The sequence below is a fragment of the Aequorivita viscosa genome (assembly GCF_900106795.1).
GTDB lineage: Bacteria > Bacteroidota > Bacteroidia > Flavobacteriales > Flavobacteriaceae > Aequorivita > Aequorivita viscosa.
In genome coordinates, this window is sequence record NZ_FNNS01000002.1 from 113362 (window position 1) to 134700 (window position 21339).

16 protein-coding genes are annotated in these 21339 nt (G+C 36.6%); 6 read left to right on the top strand and 10 right to left on the bottom strand.

Annotated elements, in window-relative coordinates; all coding sequences use genetic code 11:
• The first annotated feature begins 213 nt into the window (after window positions 1–213).
• Complete coding sequence (locus BLW28_RS01500) at window positions 214–1668, top strand: MptA/MptB family glycosyltransferase (RefSeq protein WP_092842519.1); 1455 nt, start codon at window positions 214–216, stop codon at window positions 1666–1668.
• Between the two features lie 2 nt (window positions 1669–1670).
• On the opposite strand, the gene BLW28_RS01505 is transcribed toward BLW28_RS01500, so the two are convergent.
• The 7 genes from BLW28_RS01505 to BLW28_RS01535 form a co-directional block, all read right to left on the bottom strand.
• A complete protein-coding gene (locus tag BLW28_RS01505) occupies window positions 1671–3209 on the bottom strand; it encodes a carbon-nitrogen hydrolase family protein (protein ID WP_073213775.1) in 1539 nt (512 codons plus the stop codon).
• 14 nt (window positions 3210–3223) lie between these two features.
• Window positions 3224–3682 (bottom strand): RES family NAD+ phosphorylase, encoded by a 459-nt coding sequence (locus tag BLW28_RS01510; RefSeq protein WP_073213778.1) that lies wholly within the window; start codon window positions 3680–3682, stop codon window positions 3224–3226.
• Window positions 3682–4170, bottom strand: a complete 489-nt coding sequence (gene parS, locus BLW28_RS01515; RefSeq protein ID WP_073213779.1) for a type II RES/Xre toxin-antitoxin system antitoxin — start codon at window positions 4168–4170, stop codon at window positions 3682–3684. Before parS ends, BLW28_RS01510 begins: the two co-directional genes overlap by 1 nt.
• Window positions 4171–4237: 67 nt before the next feature.
• Entirely contained in the window at window positions 4238–5215 is a 978-nt protein-coding gene (locus BLW28_RS01520) for a deoxyhypusine synthase family protein (protein WP_073213784.1), read from the bottom strand.
• A complete protein-coding gene (gene speB / locus BLW28_RS01525; RefSeq protein ID WP_073213786.1) occupies window positions 5205–6158 on the bottom strand; it encodes an agmatinase in 954 nt (317 codons plus the stop codon). Before speB ends, BLW28_RS01520 begins: the two co-directional genes overlap by 11 nt.
• Window positions 6148–7545 carry an arginine decarboxylase gene (locus BLW28_RS01530; protein WP_073213788.1) on the bottom strand — a complete coding sequence of 466 codons (1398 nt, stop codon included), beginning with the start codon at window positions 7543–7545 and terminating at the stop codon, window positions 6148–6150. The genes speB and BLW28_RS01530 overlap by 11 nt, the downstream gene beginning before the upstream one ends.
• Window positions 7546–7853: 308 nt before the next feature.
• Window positions 7854–8792 carry a pseudouridine synthase gene (locus tag BLW28_RS01535; protein WP_073213792.1) on the bottom strand — a complete coding sequence of 313 codons (939 nt, stop codon included), beginning with the start codon at window positions 8790–8792 and terminating at the stop codon, window positions 7854–7856.
• Window positions 8793–9010: 218 nt separating this feature from the next.
• Between BLW28_RS01535 and BLW28_RS01540 the strand changes: the two genes are divergently transcribed.
• Window positions 9011–9547: a lipocalin-like domain-containing protein gene (locus BLW28_RS01540; RefSeq protein ID WP_073213795.1), complete on the top strand. Its 537-nt coding sequence runs from the start codon at window positions 9011–9013 to the stop codon at window positions 9545–9547.
• Between the two features lie 260 nt (window positions 9548–9807).
• Here BLW28_RS01540 and folK read toward each other — a convergent pair whose 3' ends face one another.
• Window positions 9808–10944, bottom strand: coding sequence for a 2-amino-4-hydroxy-6-hydroxymethyldihydropteridine diphosphokinase (gene folK / locus BLW28_RS01545; RefSeq protein ID WP_262481091.1), 1137 nt, complete (start codon window positions 10942–10944; stop codon window positions 9808–9810).
• 139 nt (window positions 10945–11083) lie between these two features.
• On the opposite strand from folK, the gene BLW28_RS01550 reads away from it, so the two are divergent.
• Window positions 11084–13738, top strand: a complete 2655-nt coding sequence (locus tag BLW28_RS01550) for an AsmA-like C-terminal region-containing protein (protein ID WP_073213802.1) — start codon at window positions 11084–11086, stop codon at window positions 13736–13738.
• 59 nt (window positions 13739–13797) lie between these two features.
• Here the strand turns inward: BLW28_RS01550 and BLW28_RS01555 are convergent, their stop codons facing one another.
• A complete protein-coding gene (locus tag BLW28_RS01555; RefSeq protein ID WP_073213805.1) occupies window positions 13798–14592 on the bottom strand; it encodes a DUF2797 domain-containing protein in 795 nt (264 codons plus the stop codon).
• 216 nt (window positions 14593–14808) lie between these two features.
• Between BLW28_RS01555 and BLW28_RS01560 the strand changes: the two genes are divergently transcribed.
• From BLW28_RS01560 to BLW28_RS01570, 3 genes are all read left to right on the top strand, one after another.
• Window positions 14809–16326, top strand: coding sequence for a GH3 auxin-responsive promoter family protein (locus BLW28_RS01560; protein ID WP_073213808.1), 1518 nt, complete (start codon window positions 14809–14811; stop codon window positions 16324–16326).
• A gap of 274 nt (window positions 16327–16600) precedes the next feature.
• Complete coding sequence (locus tag BLW28_RS01565; RefSeq protein ID WP_083540643.1) at window positions 16601–17218, top strand: class I SAM-dependent methyltransferase; 618 nt, start codon at window positions 16601–16603, stop codon at window positions 17216–17218.
• Between the two features lie 399 nt (window positions 17219–17617).
• Complete coding sequence (locus BLW28_RS01570; protein WP_073213814.1) at window positions 17618–19285, top strand: formate--tetrahydrofolate ligase; 1668 nt, start codon at window positions 17618–17620, stop codon at window positions 19283–19285.
• Between the two features lie 31 nt (window positions 19286–19316).
• On the opposite strand, the gene BLW28_RS01575 is transcribed toward BLW28_RS01570, so the two are convergent.
• Entirely contained in the window at window positions 19317–21311 is a 1995-nt protein-coding gene (locus BLW28_RS01575; RefSeq protein WP_083540638.1) for a heavy metal translocating P-type ATPase, read from the bottom strand.
• Window positions 21312–21339: the final 28 nt, after the last annotated feature.

The window sequence follows — 21339 nt, forward strand, 5'->3', positions numbered from 1 at the left end:
AAGTGCCTAGTATTCAGCACAAAGTAAATTAGTAAGCCTCACAGGTATCAAAGACCTGTGAGGCTTCTTCATTCTTATGAATTTTTAAAAATGAAAAATGCAATCTCATATATGGCCAAAAAATTAAAATCATCTTAATTTTAAACATATAGCTACATTTGGAAATCTAAAAGATGAAAATTAGTTACAACCATAAATCGATTTACAAACGACTTGAATATTATTAAAACTTATAAAAACCCAGTTCTCGTCGCTTTAGTATCGATTGTACTTTACTTAGGTTTTGCATATAATTTGGAGCGCAGTGAGTTCATAAAACTCATATGTCTTTATGCTGCGTTATTTATCACTTCTTATCTATTTATAGAAAAATATCTCTCACGACATCAATTGCGTTTTTGGGTTTTAGCGAGTATTGGAATTATTTTTAGATTAGCTTTTGTTGTTTCAATTCCGAATCTTTCGCAAGACTTTTATCGCTTTTTATGGGATGGCAGATTGTTAATTCAAGGGTTTAGTCCGTATTTATTTACACCCTCTACATCAACTGCGTTTGACGTAACAATAGCACAATCCCAGGAGCTAATTGAAGGAATGGGTGCGCTTAATGCAAGTCACTTCAGTAATTACCCTCCAGTTAATCAGTTGTTCTTCGCAATTGCTGGGCTGTTTGCTGGAACGAGTATTTTAGGGTCGGTTATTGTGCTTCGAATGGCGATTATCTTGGCAGATGTAGGTATTCTCTACTTCGGAAAAAAAGTATTAGAGCAATTAAACCTTCCTGTGAAGAATATTTTCTGGTATTTCCTAAATCCTTTTATAATCATTGAACTTACAGGAAACCTACATTTTGAAGGAATAATGTTATTCTTTTTTGTTTGGGCACTTTATTTGTTATTCAACGGAAAATGGTTTTGGGCAGCCGCTCTAATTGGTATTTCAGTTTCGGTCAAATTGCTTCCGTTATTATTTTTGCCTTTGTTTTTGAAATATTTCACAAAGTCAAACAAAACCTCACAGGTTTTTAAAACCTGTGAGGTCTCAACGAAATCTGTTTTGATTGATCTAGGAGGATGTGGCTGGAAAATATTATTAAAATTATATTTAGTAGTCGGAGTAACGGTTTTAATAACTTTTCTGCCTTTTCTATCTTCTGAATTTATTCAAAACTTCGCAGCTACCATCGGACTTTGGTTTCAAAACTTTGAATTTAATGCAAGTATCTATTATATAATTCGATGGATTGGGTTTCAAGTTGTAGGTTGGAATATTATTGGAACTGTTGGAAAAATACTGCCAATGATAGTTGTGCTTTTTATCCTAGGACTTTCATTCCTTAAAAAGAATAGTACACCTCAACAGTTAATTACGTCAATGCTATTTGCGGTATCTTTCTACTTCCTGTTATCCACAACGGTACATCCGTGGTACATTGCAACGCCACTTATCCTTTCGGTTTTTACGAAGTATAAATTTCCGATTGTATGGAGTTTTCTGGTAGTATTAAGTTATTCCGCTTATGGTAAAAATGGTTTTGACGAAAACCTATGGCTAGTCGCTTTAGAATATATTATAGTGATTATAGTCGCAATATGGGAAGTATTACGCGCAAGACTAAAACCTACAAGGAGCTCCACAGAAAAAACGGGGAACACCTTGCAGGTTTGAACTTACTTTTTTACGCGTTCCAATCTATAAAAGTCTTTTCTTCTGTCTTTCAAATTATGAACTGCCCCAAAAGTGTGCAATTCACGAAGTAAATCGAGATCTACGTCTGCCACCAAAATCATTTCTGTGTTTGGAGTAGCTTCGGCTTTAATTCCGTTGCTTGGAAAAGAAAAATCACAAGGCGTAAATACAGCCGATTGAGCGTATTGTATATCCATATTATGAACTTTAGGAAGGTTTCCTACACTTCCAGCAATCGCTACATAACATTCGTTTTCAACAGCTCTAGCCTGGGCACAAAGACGAACTCGCGAATATCCGTTCTGAGTATCTGTAAGGAAAGGGACAAAAAGAATGTCCATACCTTCATCTGCAAGTAAACGGGAAAGTTCTGGAAATTCAACATCATAACAGATTAATACACCAATTTTACCACAATCTGTATTAAAGGTTTTTAGCACGCTACCGGTTTGCATTCCCCATACGCGCTCCTCATCTGGGGTAACGTGAATTTTTTCAAAGCGTTCTACACTTCCATCACGACGGCATAAGTAACCAACGTTATAAAGTTTCCCTCGGACTATTTCGGGCATACTTCCAGTAATTATATTAATGTTATAAGAAATGGAAAGTTGAGACATACGCTCTTTAATTTCTTTGGTGTGCTGTGCCAATTCTCGAATGGCATCCGGTTCGCTCATATGGTTATATTCAGCCATAAGAGGCGCATTAAAGAATTCAGGAAACATTGCAAAATCACAACGATAACCAGCAACGCTATCTATAAAGTATTCTGCCTGGTGCATCAATTCTTCCATTCCAGAATAACTTCGCATTTGCCACTGAATTAATCCGAGTCTAACCACACTTTTTATAGCAGTAGGTTTCGGTTTCTTTTCAGGTTTGGAGTAATAAATATTATCCCACTCCATCAATACGGCAAACTCTCCCGAAGCTTTATCACCTTCTAAATACCCTTTTAACACCCGCACTGGGTGAAAATCGTTTGATACTTGAAAGTTAAGGACTGGGTCGTCAATTTGCTTCCGCTTAACTTTTTCGATGTATTGTTTTGGAGAAAGTTTATCGGCGTATAAATGGTAGTTTGGCATTCTACCACCAAAAACAATACTTTTCAAATTTAAGTTTTCACAGAGTTCTTTTCTGTAATCATATAACCTTCTTCCCAGACGAAGACCACGAAAATCTGGACGGATAAAAACGTCTATTCCGTATAGCACATCGCCTTCTGGATCGTGAATTTCGAACGTCGGATCGTCGGTAACATCTTTATATGTATGCTTTTCGCCTAATTCGTCAAAATCGACGATAATTGAAAGTGCACAACCAGCGATTTCACCATCGGCCATAATTAACACCTGCCCTTCCGGAAAAACGTCGATAAGGTTACCTATTTCGTTGATTTTCCAATAGCTATTTGGCATCCCACCATAGGATTGAATAGTCGCCTTTTTTAAAGCTTCATAATCTTTTAAAGTTAAAAACTTTAGCTCAATATTCTCAATCTTTTTTGGATCCATATAGTTGGGGGGTTCTAATTAAATATCCTTTCATCAAAAGGAAAGTTGGTAACATCAATAATTTTAATTTTTTTAAAATCTGGGTGGTTTGGATTCAGCAAATAATTGTAATCGCCTTTTACCACTGCAGACGGTAGTTTAAGAACGCAATGTTGTTTTGAATAAATAAATCTATCGCCTAGAAGTTGGGTATGGGACCTTGGTGGGTTTGAATTCCAGTTAGCACTTAAGCTCCCTGGTTTTAGCACTTCTATTTTAATCGACTCAGGAACTTCAATTTCAATCATCATATAATCATCAGGCAATGAAGCTAAGCTTAAATGCACCACTACTTCAGCCATTGCCAGCGCTCGACTTTCAGCGGTGTACAGCATTTCGACACCTTTGGAATTCCAACGGTTGCCAAACAGAGCTGCTCCCTTCCCACGTAAGTCTTCAGCATATTTTTTTCTCGATAGCCTGAAAACCTTCATTACGCAAATATTCCATGCTCAATTCTATTAAGCTCTGCCATAACCATTTCTTTGCCATACGAATCTTTAAGAAGTTCGCCAGGTTTATAACCATTTAGTGCAAAAGTTGGAGTATTTAACCAATCGTAAAACTTTTCGGAAGAACCAAAAACTTCAATTCCAAAAGTTGTAACCTCGGCAAGCTCAAAAATTTTTTCGGTATGAATAGGTTTAAAAGAAAAGTTTTTGTCGTCTCGATATCGTTGCAGTGATTTAGTAGAAAGATCTAAATATTCTGCCCAATCTGCATCGGTAAATGGTGTGAAAGATTTTATTTGTTTAAAGATTTTGTACGGAAGCCCTCGCCGTATTGCTTGAACAATGAGCATCTTATCAAGAAAAAAATCTGCAAAAGAAATGTTTCTTGATAAGTTGCCAATGTTTTTTACGTAAACGCTTAAAGGTTCGTTTACTTCATTTATTGCGATATTTTGTTCATCGTAACTCATAACAAGTATATTTGTCTTCAAATTTACGACATTTGTCTTGAGCAGCAAAACAATTTAACACAATTTACTACATATCAAGCACGTAGGCAAAAACTAAGGGTGCTACTATAGTCGCATCACTCTCAATTATAAATTTTGGAGTGTCTATATCCAATTTTCCCCAAGTAATTTTTTCATTTGGAACTGCTCCTGAATAACTTCCAAAACTGGTGGTTGAATCACTGATTTGGCAGAAATAGCTCCAAAAAGGAGTCTCTGGACGCTCCATATCCTGATAAAGCATTGGCACTACACAAATTGGAAAATCTCCAGAAATTCCACCTCCAATTTGGAAAAATCCTATTCCGTTTTTAGAGTTTTCAGTATACCAATCTGCAAGGAAAGTCATGTATTCAATTCCACTTTTCATTGTAGAAGCTTTCAACTCTCCCTTCAAAACATAGCTAGCAAAGATGTTTCCCATTGTGCTATCTTCCCAACCTGGGCAAATTATAGGTAGGTTTTTTTCGGCAGCAGCATACATCCAGGAATCCTTTAAATCTATTTCGTAATGCTCTTCCATTACCCCACTTAGAAGTAATTTGTACATATACTCGTGTGGCAGATAACGCTTGCCTTCTGCTTCTGCATCTTTCCAGATTTTCACAATGTGCTTTTGAATTCTTCGGAAAGCTTCTTCCTCAGGAATACACGTATCTGTAACTCGATTTAATCCTTTTTCAAGCAAATCCCATTCGTCTTGCGGCGTTAAATCGCGATAATTTGGAATGCGCTTATAATGGCTATGCGCCACAAGATTCATAATGTCTTCTTCAAGGTTAGCTCCCGTACAAGATATTATTTGAACTTTGTCTTGGCGAATCATTTCAGCAAAAATTTTGCCTAATTCAGCAGTACTCATAGCGCCTCCAAGGGATACTAGCATTTTTGAGCCCTTAGCAAGTTGTGCTTCATAGCCCTTTGCAGCATCCACGAGAGCGGCAGCGTTAAAGTGTAAATAATATTTTTCAATAAATTGGGAAATAGCCCCTTTGTTAGTACTCATCTTCGTCTGTATTAAATTTAGAATTACCTTTTTTACCCGATTCTGTCGGAATGGAGATATTATAATTGTTTTCGTAGTCGTCGCCCTCTTCTACTCCTTCAAATTTATACGACAACATCTTATAATAAAGTTTAGCCGCTACAAAGTCTGAAGATTTCTCGTCTTCTTTCGGACAAAGTTCTACAATGTCGAACCCTACAACATTTCGTTCTTCAAAAACTTGTTTTAAGAAATCTAGTGTTTCATACCAAAATAACCCACCTGGTTCAGGAGTTCCAGTAGAAGGTAAAATTGAAGGGTCAAAAGCGTCAAGATCGAAGGTGATAAAAACATTTTCGCCTAAAGCTTCAATAACTTTATCAATCCAATATTCATCTTTTACCATATCATGAGCGAAAAAAACTTTCTCCTCGTCCATAACTCTAGTTTCAGCAACATCCATACTACGAATACCAACTTGAATCAAGTTTGTAGTCTGGCTCGCTTCGTACACAGCACAAGCGTGATTGCATTTAGTTCCTTCGTATTCTTTACGTAAATCGGCGTGCGCATCAATATGAAGCACTGTAAGATCGTCGAAGCATTCATTAAACGCTCGAATAGATCCAATAGATATACTATGCTCGCCTCCAAATAAAGTAACAAATTTGTTGCGTTTAATATAGTCCTTCGTTGTTTTGTGCACTGCGTCTACCATTGCTTCTGGCGAAGAATTTTCGGTAATGGCATCGGCCAAATAAACGCCCTGTTTGTAAACCTCTGATTGGGTTTCAATGTCGTAAAGCTCCATATTTTCTGAAGCATCCAAAAAGGCCTCGGGACCTTTGTCTGCACCTTTTTGCCAAGTGCTTGTTCCGTCATAAGGAACTGGGATCAATACAATTTTTGATGTTTCAAGTGCCGCATACTGTTGCGGGATACCTGCGTACGTTTTAGTGCTCATAACCTAAAATGTTTAGCAATTGCTCGCTTGTTTGTTGTTCTGAAAAAAGTTTAGTTGTAATATTATTGTTTTCGTCTCTATCAATTAAAATGTGTTTTGGTTGCGGAATCAAACAGTGTTGAAGCCCACCAAAACCACCGATAGTTTCCTGATATGCACCTGTATTAAAGAAGCCGATATAGAGCGGTTTTTCTTTTCTGAATTTTGGCAAATAAATAGCTGCCATATTCTGCTCACTGTTATAATAGTCATCACTATCGCACGTCAGCCCTCCTAGCAGCACACGCTCATATTCGTCGTTCCAACGATTTAAAGGTAGCATAATAAACTTCTTACTAATTGCCCAAGTATCAGGCAAGGTTGTAATAAACGAAGAGTTTATCATATTCCACTTCTCACGATCGTTTTGCTGCTTTTGGTACAGAATTTCATAAATAGCACCTCCACTTTCGCCCACGGTAAAGCTTCCAAATTCGGTAAAAATATTTGGAACTGGCACCTCGGCTTCAGCACAAGTAATACTTATTTGATTGATAATTTCATCAACCATATATTGATAGTCGTACTCAAAATGCAGTGAATTTTTAATCGGGAAACCGCCGCCAATATTCAAGCTATCTAAAGACGGACACATTTTTTTAAGGCGTACATACACTTTTAAACATTTTACCAACTCGTTCCAGTAGTAGGCAGTATCACGAATACCTGTATTAATAAAGAAGTGAAGCATTTTTAGATCCACTTTATCATTGTTTTTAATTTGGTTTTCGTAAAATGGAATAATGTTTTTATATCCTATTCCTAAACGGGAAGTGTAAAATTCGAATTTTGGTTCTTCTTCTGAAGCTATTCGAATTCCAACCTGAAAATGATCGTTTATGCTATCTGAAAGCAAATCTATTTCTTCGTAATTGTCTATAATTGGAATACAATTTTCGTGACCATCATTTATAAGGCGCGCAATATTTTCAATATATCTTTCACGTTTAAAACCATTGCAAATAACAAAAGTTTTATCCGTTAGCTTTCCTGTTTTTTTAAGGCTTTCAACAATATTAATATCGAAAGCGGAAGACGTTTCAATATGAATATCATTCTTTAATGCTTCGTCTAAAACGTGCTTAAAGTGTGAGCTTTTAGTACAGTAGCAATAGTTATAATTACCTTTGTAGTTATGTTTTTCAATTGCAGAATTAAACCATTTTTTCGCCAGGTTTATATTTTCTGAAATCTTTGGGAGGTAGGTGAATTTTAAGGGAGCGCCATATTCTTCAACAAGTTTCATGGTATCTACTCCGTGAAATTCAAGCCCATTTTCTCCAATCTGGAATTCTTCTTGTGGAAAATAATACGTTTGGTTTATTAAATCTATGTATTTAGTATTCATTCTATAGTTTTCGGTGAAAAGTGTAAATTAAAAATCTATTCTGACAATCCTTCCAGAATGAGAAGGTATAACAAAAAATTAACTTGTAAATTAAATATGAATAGGCAAGGCATTAAGAATGAAACTTTTACCAGATACCTGCAGCGTTAACGCTGGAAGAAGAAAAAATGTGTTGTTCATTTAAAATTTTATTCCTGAAATACATCAGAAACCAACCATTTATAATAACTAATTCTTTATTATTTAAGATACAAATGTGATAAAAAAAAATTAATAATTATCACTATTACAAAACTTTTCACTTAAAACTAAGCCATACTAAATAAATTGAGCTCGTTTTCGGTAAGATGACGATAACGGCCTCGAGGAAGGTCCTTTTTAGTGAGTGGCCCTAGTGTTACGCAATCTACACGTACAACATCATACCCAAGGCTTTCAAAAATCATTCTGATAACACTATTTCCAGTATGCTTCATCTTTAAACCAACTTCACTTTTTGGCGCTTTGTCCACATAGCTAATATCTTCAACCTGAATCTCTTTATCTTCTATTTTAAAACCTTCGCGAATCTTTTTTAAATGCTCCTGCTTCAAGTTTTTATCAAGTTCAACATGAAAAAGTCGTGTTATACCTTTTTTCATGAATTTCTGAACAAATTCGTCGTCATTTGTAAATAGTAGTAATCCCGTTGCATTTCTTCCCAAACGTCCAAAAGGCTTAATCTTGGCCGTTGTTGCATTGGCAACCAAATCCATTACTGTCATTCCTTTCGAATTACTGTCGGTTGTTGCAAACCCTTTAGGCTTGTTTAGAAGCACATAGGTTTTTGGTTCTGGATTAAGACGGCGTCCGTCAAAACGAACATCGTCACCCAGCTGAACTTTATGGCCCATTTCGTTAATAATTTCGCCATTTACCGTTACCAAGCCTGTAGCGATGAAAGTATCTGCCTCACGACGAGAGCAAACACCACTATTGGCGATGTATTTATTTAATCGAATTCCATCTGCCGGATTACTTTTTTTGACTTGAACAACTGGTTTTGGTCGCCTACCGATTTCTTTTCCATCTTTATCAAATTTCAATTTTGGTTTTGACCTTGTTGTTGGGTCTTGTTGACGCCCAGTTTTTCTTGGAGCGCCTTCATTTTTAAGAGGAGCATTGCCACGAGCCATACTTTTCTTTCTTGCATTCTTCCCTGGCTTTTTGGAACCTCTTCCGCTATCGTAATTGTCTTGTGTGCTCATTTTTTATTTTTTGCAAAGATAATGAATGTACTCAAGGTATAACGTATAGCATTTACCGAAAATCAAAATCATAAGAATACTTTATGATAATTTGTAAACACCAGTATTTAAATGGCTTTAGACGCATATTAACATCAATATTTTTCTTTTCATCATTGACCTCCATATAAATTTTCATACTTTTGGCCACTAACTATTCCTTTAAAAATTAAAACATTATGAAAACTATTAAATTACTATTGGCAAGCTTTTTTATCATTAGCATGATTTCTTGTTCTAAAAGTGATGACAGTCAACCCGCTGCTAGTATTGTTGGAGACTGGACGATAACCGAAGGCTTAGTAGAGCCAACATCAATAACCATAGATATGGGAGGAATGCCAATTCCTGTTGAAATTTCTGGAAGCTTTGTCGATATTGATCCACAAAACAGACTTACGTTTAATGAAAACAAATCATTTACCTCTGTTACTGGTAGCATTTCAGTAGAAGTGAATATTACCGCCTTGGGAATTCCGCAAACTGAAGTATTTGAAGCAGATGAACTTTTTGGTCAAGGCACTTGGGAGTTAAATGGAAACCAATTGAAGATTCACAACGAAAATGGCACGACAATTACCTATCAAGTTGATAAAATCACGGAAACAGAATTGGAATTGAGCAGTAATATTAGCGAAATGGAAATGGAAGGCGGAAATGACCCTATGCTAAACCAATTTGACGTTATAGTTAGAGTGAAGCTTAGAAGGGTATAACTCCTTTGTTATTTTTATGTCAGCCCTATTGTGTATTATAAACAGACTTTAACAATACTACATAAAGTTAATGCGTTATTATCAAAATCTTTATTTCACCCTTTAAAATTTAGGAAAAATAAAGATTTTGTCGTTCCAAACTCATTTAGAATCATATTACACAGTGGGTTATTTAGGATAATGAAATAACTTATTAGTTAGGCACAGTTGCTATCAACGCTGTGCCTATTTTAAGCAATAAAACTAGAAGTTAAACGATTTTAATTCACGATTCGTTTCAGAATCTCCAAGTAATCTGCTCTGTTTTTTACAAAATCCATTTCAGAAATATCTATAATTTTAATATTTCCTGAATCTTGCGACTTGATAAACTCAAGGTATCCCGCATTTAATTTCTGAAGGTAATCTGGCGCAATAGATTTTTCATATTTTCTCCCACGTTTTTTAATGTTTTGCAAGAGTCGCTCTGTATTTTGGTATAGATAAACATAAATATCGGGCTTGGGCAAGTCTTTATGCATCACTTGAAATAGCTTTCTATAAAGCGCATATTCTTCTTCCGGTAAGGTAATACTTGCAAAAATCAACGATTTATTGACGTCATAATCCGACACGACCGATTCTTTAAACAAATCGAATTGTGTAATATCATCCACCAATTGCTGATAACGGTCTGCCAAAAACGACATTTCTAGTGGAAAAGCATACCGCACAGCATCTTCATAAAATTTGGGTAAAAACGGATTGTCTTTAAACCGCTCTAAAATTAATTTTGCATTAAAATCGTGTGCAATTTTTGTAGCCAAACTTGTTTTTCCTGCGCCAATATTGCCTTCAATCGCCATATAATTGAATTGCGAAATATTATAATCCCGCATTGGATTGTTCAGCCATTTCGCTTGTTTTACAATTTCACTATCGTCTCGAATTTCTTTCAAAAGTGCAGCAATCGACTTGTGCGAAATGGGATGTGTAAACTGAAGGTCTAAATGAGTTAATGGCTCCAAAACAAATTTGCGATCCTCCATGCGTGGATGAGGAACGATTAGTGTTTCAGAATTAATAATCATTTCATCAATAAAAATGATGTCGATATCAATGGGTCTAGAATTATATTCTCCCGAACGGTTTCGGACCCTACCTAATTTTTTTTCAATTTGAAGAATGGCTTTTAACGCTTTTGTTGGACTTAGCTCAGTATTTACCAACACAGCACAGTTTAAAAATGGAGCGCCATCAAATCCAATTGCTGGAGTTTCATAAACCGGTGATATTTTAAAAATAGCTCCCACATCTTTAAAAAGACTATCTACCGCATTTTGTAGATTAGTAAAGCGATCGCCCATATTACTTCCGAGGGAGAGATAAAGATTATGAGTGGATTGGTCGTTGTTCAAGATTTAACATTTAAGATGAAATTAAGGAAAAGAAATAGACTTCACCTTACATTTGCGTAAAGGTGTAAAAATATATCAAAAACTGCTTTATTTGAAGTGGTTTCGACACAGTTTTTAAAAAATATAACTACTAAAGATTATGAAAAAAGCGTTTAAAATATTTGGAATCATTATAGGTGTTTTGGTTCTATTATTAATTGCCGCCCCTTTTCTTTTTAAAGGAAGTTTGGAGAAAATGCTTAAACGCACGATTAATGAAAACCTTAATGCCACGGTTGAATGGCAAGAGCTAGACCTGAGCCTTTTTAGCAGTTTCCCAGATGCATCACTTAAATTAAACAATTTTAGTGTAACAAATAAAGCTCCATTTTTAGGAGATACACTTGCAAGTGGCAATACCCTAAAACTGGATATGGGCATTATGCAGCTGTTCAAATCGAAAGATTTAAAAATCGATGCCGTAAAACTTGATAATGCCCTTATCAACATTAAAATTGACTCTCTCGGAAATGCCAATTACGACGTTGCAATAAAGGACGAAAACGCCGTTGTTTCAGAAAACACCTCAGAAGAAGGGTTTACGTTTGACCTTCGGAATTATGAAATTACAAACTCACGGATTAATTATCTAGATAAACAAAACAAAACGTACCTAACACTTACAGATGTTCAGCATACAGGAAGTGGCGATTTATCTGAAGAAATAAGCAACCTCGACACCAAAACCCAAGCCTTTGTTTCATTCAAATTTGACGAGACCGAATACCTCACAAAAAATCGAGTTTCGCTTGATGCTGTTTTTAAATTAGATTTAAAAAACCAGCAATACACGTTTTTGGAAAACGAAGCAAAAATCAACGACTTAGCCTTGACTTTTGATGGTTTCGTGAAAATAAATGAAACCAATAACGAAGTGGACATTACGTTTAAAACACCTTCGTCAGATTTTAAAAACTTTCTTGCGGTGATTCCTGAGACTTATTTGAAACAAATAAGCGATGTAAAAACAACAGGGAACTTCATCGTTACAGGAATGTTAAAAGGAATTGTGGATGAAACCTATATTCCTACGATGGACATTAAAGTAACTAGCGACAACGCCTCCTTTAAATATCCAGATTTACCAAAAACAGTAGATAACATTACAATTGACGCACAGCTTAAGAACGAAACGGGTTTATTGAAAGACACCTACCTCAACATTCCAAAACTAACTTTTAGAATAGACGGCGAACCTTTTAGAATGAACGGGAATATTAAAAACATGACCGAAAACCCGTTGATAAACCTTGAAATGCAAGGCACGCTAAACTTGGCTAACATCAAAAAAGTGCTTCCTATGGAAATGGAACAAGACCTCAGCGGAATTTTTAAAGCTGATATTTTTGCTCGTTTTGATATGGAATCGGTGGAAAAAGAACAGTATCAAAAAATGGATATTCGCGGAACTGCGAGCCTAACAAACTTTACATATGACGCTGGATTTAAAAACGAATTGAAAGTTACAAACGCAAGTCTTTCGCTTCAACCGGGCGCATTTACCCTAAAAGAATTAAATGCCAAAACAGGCCAAACCGATATAAAAGCCTCAGGAAATATTCAGAATTTGATTCCGTTTTTGGTGAGTAAACAAGATTTAAAAGGACGCTTTGCTGTTCAGTCTAACACTTTTAATGTGAATGATTTTATGGCAACAACAGATAATTCACCAAGCAATAAAACTTCTGAATTAAAAGGAACACAGCAAAAAAATCAAGCTCCAGAGGCGGTTAAAATACCGGATTTTTTAGATGCAACTTTAGATTTCAACGCCAATACAGTTATCTATGGCGATATGGAATTGAAAAATGCCAAAGGAACTGCTACTATTCAAAATGAAACAATTTCGATCCGCAATTTTACTTCAGATATTTTTGGAGGTAATATCGCGCTTTCAGGAAATGTGTCTACAAAAAATGAAGTTCCAACATTCGCAATGAATTTGGATTTAAGTAAAATAGACATTACCCAATCTTTCGAAAAACTTGAAATGTTTCAGTACTTAGTGCCCATTGCAAAAGCATTGCACGGAAGTCTAAATACAAAATTTGAGTTAAGTGGAAATATGACAAACGACCTTTCACCGCAACTTTCAACCTTAGCCGGAACAGCTTTGGCTCAAGTACTAACAGCAGAAGTTGATACGAAGGATGCACCGCTACTTTCGGCTCTAGGAAATAAAGTTTCATTTCTAAATCTAGAGCGTCTTAGCTTAAAAAACGTAACTACCAACCTAACCTTCAACAACGGTAGAATTGAAGTTAAACCTTTTCATTTTGACGTTAAAGGTGTCGATGTTGCTGTTTCTGGAACACACGGTTTAGACAAAACCATAGATTATAATTTGGTGCTCGATGTGCCTGCCAAATATTTGGGGAGCGACATCACTAAATTACTTCAAAAGCTCGATCCAAAAGAAGCTGAGGCTATGCGGGTTGCATTGCCAATAGGATTAAAAGGTTCGTTTACAAGCCCTCAAGTCTCGCTAAACACAGAAACTGCAATAAACAAATTAACCCAAGAGTTAATAGCCAAACAAAAGGATAAACTAATAGATAAAGGAGCAGGTATTTTGGAAGATTTTTTAGAAGGAAACACTAAAAAGGACACCACAAAAACATCAACTGGGAATAATTCCGGTAATACAAACCAGCAACAAAACACCCAGCAACAAACCACAGATAAAATAAAAAATATCTTTGAAGGAATTATGGGTGGAAGAAAAAAGAATAAAGATTCCACGAAAACTCCGTAATCTCATTCCCGTTTCACTTTTTATAGGGAATTAAGCACATATTTTATGCAACAAGCCCCTTAGTTAATAACTAGAGATACAATATAGCCTTCGTTACTCCGAACATTAAAAACTGTATCGTCTTCAAAAATAAGGTACTGCCCTTTTATTCCTTTTAAAACCCCTTCATACAAAGGTGTTTTTTCAAGATTTAAAGACTTCGGTTTTTCTGGATATCGCAGTACCGGAAACAGCAGATTAGTTTCTGAATTGTTTTCTAAATAATAATCAAGAGCTTCAGCAGGAATGTATTTTTTGAGCTTTTCACGCCAAGCAACCAAATCTTCATCGGTTATGTCGTTTTTCAGCATATTGCGCCAATTGGTTTTATCGCTCACATAATCTTTTAAAGCAATTTCAGTAATTCCAGCTAGATATCGGTTTGGGACTTCAACAATTTCAATGGCTTCGTGAGCCCCTTGGTCTATCCATCGGGTGGGAACTTGCGTTTTTCGGGTAACACCCACTTTTACGCTACTACTATTTGCTAAATATACCACATGAGGTCGCAGTTGTACACTTTTTTCATAGTCAAGGTCCCTGTCTTCTATACCCAAATGCGCCTGACTTAACTCAGGATTTATAATCCACGCTGCGGCTTGTGGAGCTTCAAAAAAACAATCGTAACAAAAGCCTTGGCGATATATTTTTTTCTGAAGTTCACAATTCAAACATTGATATCCTAAAAAGCGAATGCTAATTTTTTTATCTAATAATTGATTCATATTTAAAAAATCATTCTCAAAAACGAGATAATACTGAATGGGCGAACCATTTTCAGTCTGCATTTTTGTGAGGACACCTTGATATTTCATATTTTTTAATAAATTCTAGAATTAAACATTAGCATTCTTCTTAACTCATTACGCTCCAATACTTTTTACATTTTTAAATGATGCATTAAGGGGAGTTTGACTTTTAAAAGCGGGAGTTTTTAAAACGCCCTACAAGCAATCGTTTCAAAAGTAATTAAACCGACAACTTACTAAGTGGAAATTTGCTACTTTTATAGCATAAAGATACTTTAAAATATGCCAATCCCCATTGTAAACTCAATCGCTTCGTGGTTTTTAAAAAAACGGTTTCACCAAATAGACCTGTTTCTAAAATACCCCATTGAGGTTCAAGAAGAACTGCTTTTCGGTTTATTAAACAAAGCAAAATATACCGAAATTGGAAATAAATACGAGTTTAGCAGCATTAAAACCTATCGCGAATTTGCCGACCGAATTCCAATTACAACCTACGAACAAAACGAAGCAATGATTGAAAGAGCGCGAAAAGGAGAAACAAACATTTTTTGGCCTACGCCTATTAAATGGTTTGCAAAATCGAGCGGCACAACCAATTCAAAAAGCAAGTTTATTCCTGTTACAAATGATTCGTTAGAAGATTGCCACTATGCAGCTAGCAAGGATCTTTTGTGTATGTACCTCAACAACAATCCAGATGCCCAATTATTTCTAGGGAAAAGTTTAAGACTTGGAGGAAGCAAACAATTATATGAAGAAAACGGAACTGTTTTTGGCGACTTATCGGCTATTTTAATAGATAATATGCCGTTTTGGGCCGAGTACAGCAGCACGCCAAGCAATGAAATTTCACTTATGGGCGATTGGGAAACCAAGATGCAAGCCATTGTAAACGAAACTATAAAAGAAAATGTAACAAGTCTTGCCGGTGTACCTTCTTGGATGCTCGTGTTGTTGAACCACGTAATGGAGGCAACAGGAAAAAAGAACCTGTTTGAAGTATGGCCCAACCTGGAAGTGTATTTTCACGGTGGGGTAAATTTTGAGCCTTATATTGACCAATACAATAAATTATTGCCTAGAAGCGACTTTAGATATTATGAAATTTACAATGCTTCCGAAGGATTTTTTGCCATTCAGGACAGAAATGAAAACAAGGAATTATTGTTAATGTTGGATTACGGTATTTTTTATGAATTCATTCCGATGGACACCTATGGCACTCCTGATGAAAAAGTAATTCCGTTGAGCGAAGTAGAAGAAGGAAAGAACTATGCTTTGGTTATTACTACCAACGCTGGACTATGGCGATATCAAATTGGAGATACCATTCGCTTTACTTCAACCAATCCATATCGTATTAAAGTTACGGGAAGAACCAAGCATCACATTAACGTTTTTGGCGAAGAATTAATAATTGAAAATGCCGAAGAAGCATTGCGAAAAACGACTCAAGTTACAAATTCTGAAATTGTTGATTATACCGTAGCCCCAATATTTATGGAAGGCAAGGAAAAAGGAGCTCACGAATGGATTATAGAATTTAAATCGCCACCAAAGGATCTACACACTTTTACACAGATTTTAGATTCTGCCTTGCAGGAAGTGAATAGTGATTACGAAGCAAAACGTTTTAATAATACAACTTTAAACATCTTGAAAATCCATCCGGCACGCGAACGTCTTTTCTATGATTGGTTAAAAGAAAACAACAAACTCGGCGGACAACATAAAATTCCACGATTATCTAATAGCCGAAGTTTTTTGGAGGAACTACTGATGCTTAATAAACGGTAAGAAATAGTCTGGATAGATTAAACAGCATTCTATTTATTACATTTCCCTGTTGCAGGTTTTTTACTTAAATTGTATTTAAACTCCTTTCTAAATTTTTTCCGTGTACTATATTCTCTTTCAGAACCTAGGTTTTAATACGCAATCCGGCACTTATCAATATTTTTAAAATTGAAAATCTCAGTTTAATTCAATCTTATTGAAAAATAGGTAGCTTGTGGAGAAAGAAGAAAACCATACTAAAAAAGTAAAAAAGCCGTGGCCAACAAAACGTGCTATGGAGCAAGTGTATGAAATGAATTTATGGGGTGGTGGCAAAACTGATTTTTATTCAGGCGAGGGATCGCATCTAGCAGAAATTGTAAATCCGTATGTTGAAGCGGTAACTGCTTTTTTAACTTCTTTTAAAAATCCGTTAACGGTTTGTGATTTGGGGTGCGGGGATTTTAATGTAGGGAAAGAATTGGTACCTCTTACCAAAAAATATATTGCCGTAGACATAGTGCCGAGCCTTATAACACGCAATAAAGAAAAATTTAAAGCAGATAATCTAGAATTTCACTGTTTAAACATCGCAACAACAAATTTACCTACTGGAGATTGTGCTTTGGTAAGACAAGTGTTGCAACATATATCAAATGAAGAAGTACAACGAATCGTAAATAAATTAGCTGCTTTTAAATATGTTATTCTAACTGAACATATACCCGACGGTGACTTTATTCCCAATAAAGATATTATTTCGGGACAGGGAAATAGGTTAAAAAAGCAAAGCGGTATAAACTTGTTAGCACCTCCTTTTAATTTTCAGATAAAAGAAGAAGCACAAATATCGGTCGTTGTGTTGCCAGATAAGAAAGGGATTATTACAACTACGCTATTCGTAACCAGCTGAATAAAGTGGAAACCTAAACATCTTCACTTTTACCGAATTGGCAAATTATTTTTTAAATTCCCGTAGAAGCTCATTTCATTATTCTCAAATGATATATGTCCTTTACAGATAAAACGAAAAAATAGGCCTGCTAATTAAGCCTGAATTTTTTTGAACCTTTTATCCTTACAAATACCCTATCAGCCATAGAACCTGTTGACAATTATCATATTAATTCCTGTATTGAAACTTTATCTTTACGCTTTAAAAAAATTACGGTTCAAAAAGTGAGTGCAATGAAACGTACTTTTCACCTCGATTTTGGTGATACGCACGATAGATTTAAGGCTTTTTTAAACCTCAAAATTCGCTTTACAGAAATAGAACTCATGTTTTATATCATCCAAAAAAACTAATCTCATGACAGAAATACAAATTGCCCAAAGCGTAACTCCGAAGCATATTAAAGAAATAGCAGCAAAATTAAATATTCCAGAAGACAAGCTGGAATACTACGGAAACGACAAAGCAAAACTTCCGTTAGATATTATAAATGAAGAAAAAGTAAGCAATAACAATCTTATTTTAGTAACCGCTATCACCCCTACTCCTCCAGGGGAAGGAAAAACGACCACATCTATTGGACTAGTAGATGCACTCAATATTATCGGCAAAAAAGCGGTAGTCGTTATTCGAGAGCCAAGTTTAGGCCCTGTTTTTGGAATAAAAGGAGGCGCAGCTGGTGGCGGTTGGAGTCAGGTTATTCCGATGGAGGATATTAACCTTCATTTTACTGGAGATTTTCACGCTATTGAAAAAGCCAATAACCTCCTTGCAGCACTCATTGAAAACAACATTCAAAGTAAGACAAGAAGCCTTGGTATAGATCCGAGAACTGTAATTTGGAAACGGTGTATGGACATGAATGACCGAGGCTTGCGAAATATTGTATCTGCACTTGGCGGAAAAGCCGGCGGCGTTCCTCGCGAAACGGGCTTTAATATTACTGCAGCTTCCGAGATAATGGCGATTTTGTGTATGGCATCAGGTTTAGAAGATCTAAAAGAAAGATGCGGGAATATCTATGTGGGCGATACTTGGGAAGGAAGACCTGTTTTCGCAAAACAACTAAATGCCGAAGGTGCTATGGCGGTGCTTTTAAAAGACGCTATAAAACCTAATTTAGTTCAAACTTTAGAAGCAAATCCTGCAATTATTCACGGAGGGCCTTTTGCCAATATTGCGCAAGGGACTAATTCTATAATAGCGACAAAAATGGGGATGACTTTAAGCGATTATACCGTTACCGAAGCTGGTTTCGGTTCAGATTTGGGCGCGGAGAAGTTTTTAAACATTAAGTGCCGCGCAGCTGGTATTTCTCCTAAAACGATTGTTGTAGTGGCAACTATACGAGCGTTAAAATACCACGGCGGAAAGTCGTTAAAAGAAATAACGAAGGAAGACGTGGAAGCACTTAAAAAAGGACTTCCAAATTTGGAAAGACATATTACCAGTCTAAAAAGTTTTGGAATTCCTATTGTTGTTTCTATTAATGCTTTTAATTCTGATACTGAAGCTGAAATTAATGTTATTAAGAATCACTGTAAGAAATTAAACATTCCTGTCGCCTTGAGTTTTGGTTGGGAAAAAGGCGGAAAGGGATGTACAGATTTAGCTACCGAAGTTGTAAAGGCTGCTGAATCCTGTACCAGCAAATATCAACCTACCTATAGCCTTGAAGATAGCGCCCACGAGAAAATGAATAAAATTGGAAAAACAATCTATGGTGCTGACAAAGTGGTTTTAAGCAAGCTAGCGGCCTCACAATTGCGCAAATTTGAAGGGATGGGATATAGCAACTTACCAATCTGTATGGCAAAAACAGAGAAAAGCTTTAGTGATGATCAAAAACTCTTAGGACGCCCAGAAAACTTTGAAATTACCATTAGGGAGTTTGAAATTGCAACTGGCGCAGGTTTTATTATTCCCATTGCAGGTGCTATGTTACGCATGCCAGGATTACCCGCTACACCCGCTGCCGAAAGAATCACAATTGACAAGAATGGAGTTATTGAAGGGTTGTTTTAAATTGTAGTGGTTGTGATTAGAAAGCGTAACCCTATTTAAGCTCATACCTCAACAACCTTAAAGCATTCAGTACAACAACCAAAGTAGAACCTTCATGGAATACTACGGCTGGGCCAATGGCTATGGTGCCCATTAGGGTTAAGGGAACCAAAACGGCAACCATCCCCAAACTGATTATTAGGTTTTGCTTAATAATTCTTTTCGCTTCTCTACTTAGGCCAATGGCGAAGGGGAGATTATCTAATTTATCCGCCATTAACGCAATATCGGCTGTTTCTAGGGCCACATCTGAACCCGCCGCGCCCATTGCAATACCCACAGTGCTTTTGGCCATTGCAGGGGCATCATTTACGCCGTCGCCAACCATGGCTACACCGCCTTCTTGATCTATTAATTGCTCAATCGATTTTACTTTATCTTCTGGAAGTAAATTCCCCATAGGGTCGGTTATTCCAATATTCTTAGCAATGGCGTTAGCTACAAGTTGATTATCGCCTGTAAGCATCACCATTCGCTTTATGCCTATTTTTTTCAATGTTGCTAAGGTTGAAATAGCTTCGGGACGCGCGACATCCATTGCCGAGATGATCCCTAAATATTCCGTAGCGCGATGGACGATCATCGCTGTGTGCCCATCTGCTTCGAGTTTGGCCATTTTCTGGTCTATTTCTTCAGGTACGGGCGCTCCTGTTAATTCTTCAAAAAGCCTTCTATTGCCAATATGTACGAGACTTCCATTCCAATAGGCTTGGATTCCCCTTGCAGTTAAGGCTTTTAAGTTTTCAGCTTTTGGAATTTCGATATCACCCAGTTCATTTCTTCCGCCATTCACAATTGCGGCGGCCAATGGGTGGTCGCTCAATGCTTCTACGGCAACTGAAACTTCTAACAGCTGGGCTTTTGTTATTTTGCCAAACGGAATGGCGTGCGTTAATCTAGGCCGGCCTTCGGTTAAAGTGCCTGTTTTGTCGAATGCTATGGCTTGAATAGAACCTAAATCTTCAAGCGGACGGCCTCCTTTAATCAATACTCCTTGTCGGGCAGCTCGGGCGATTCCTGCCAATACAGCACTTGGGGTTGAAATAGCCAAGGCACATGGCGAAGCAGCAATTAGTACAGACATCGCCCTGTAAAAACTCTGCTCAAAAGTTTCGTCTATTACAACGAAAGCGAATAATAGAATCCCAATTAAAATTAAAACGGAAGGAACATAGTATTTTTCAAAGTTGTCTGTGAGGTGTTGCGTTGGCGATTTTTGTGTTTCGGCTTCGTTTACTAGATAGATTAATCGTGAAAGTGTACTGTCTTTTGCTTCTTTTAAAACTTTAATCTCTAGGGCACCGCTTCCATTTATGGTACCAGCAAAAACCCGGTGTTCTGGAAGAAGTTTTTTTATATCTGTTTCCTTTTGCCAATTGGAATCGGGATGTTTTGAAACTGGCATACTCTCACCTGTTATCGCTGCTTGATCTACAGCGCTTGAGCCTTTTGCCACTACCCCGTCGGCAGCAATTGTGGAATTTGGTCTAACAACTATTATATCTCCCACTTTAAGTGTTTTGATATGCACTTCTGCTAATTCGCCGTTGCGCTTAATCAAAGCAGTTGGAGGTGCTAGATCAGAAAGTGCCGAAATTGATTTTCGCGCACGTTTCATGGCATAATGCTCTAACGCGTGCCCCAAGCTGAATAAGAAAAGTAACAAAGCACTTTCGCCCCACTTACCCAAAAAAGCAGCTCCAATGGCTGCGAATAACATTAAGAAATCAATTTCAAATTTTCCTCTTAATAGCCCTTTACCAGCGGAAAAAAAGGTAAAAACTCCTCCAAAAAAAGCTCCGATAATAAACAGGGTCGTAATTATCGTCTCTGAAACGTTCGAGATAAACGAGAGGACAATTCCGGTTACCCAAAATATGCCACTAATTATCGCGAAATAGAGTTCGGTGTTTTCACCTAAAAAATTGAGGGTTGCGTGACTATGTTCACCATTTTCTTTGTGTAAGGCCGTGTTTTCAGTATTCATAGTATCGATATTTACCCCGATTTTTAAC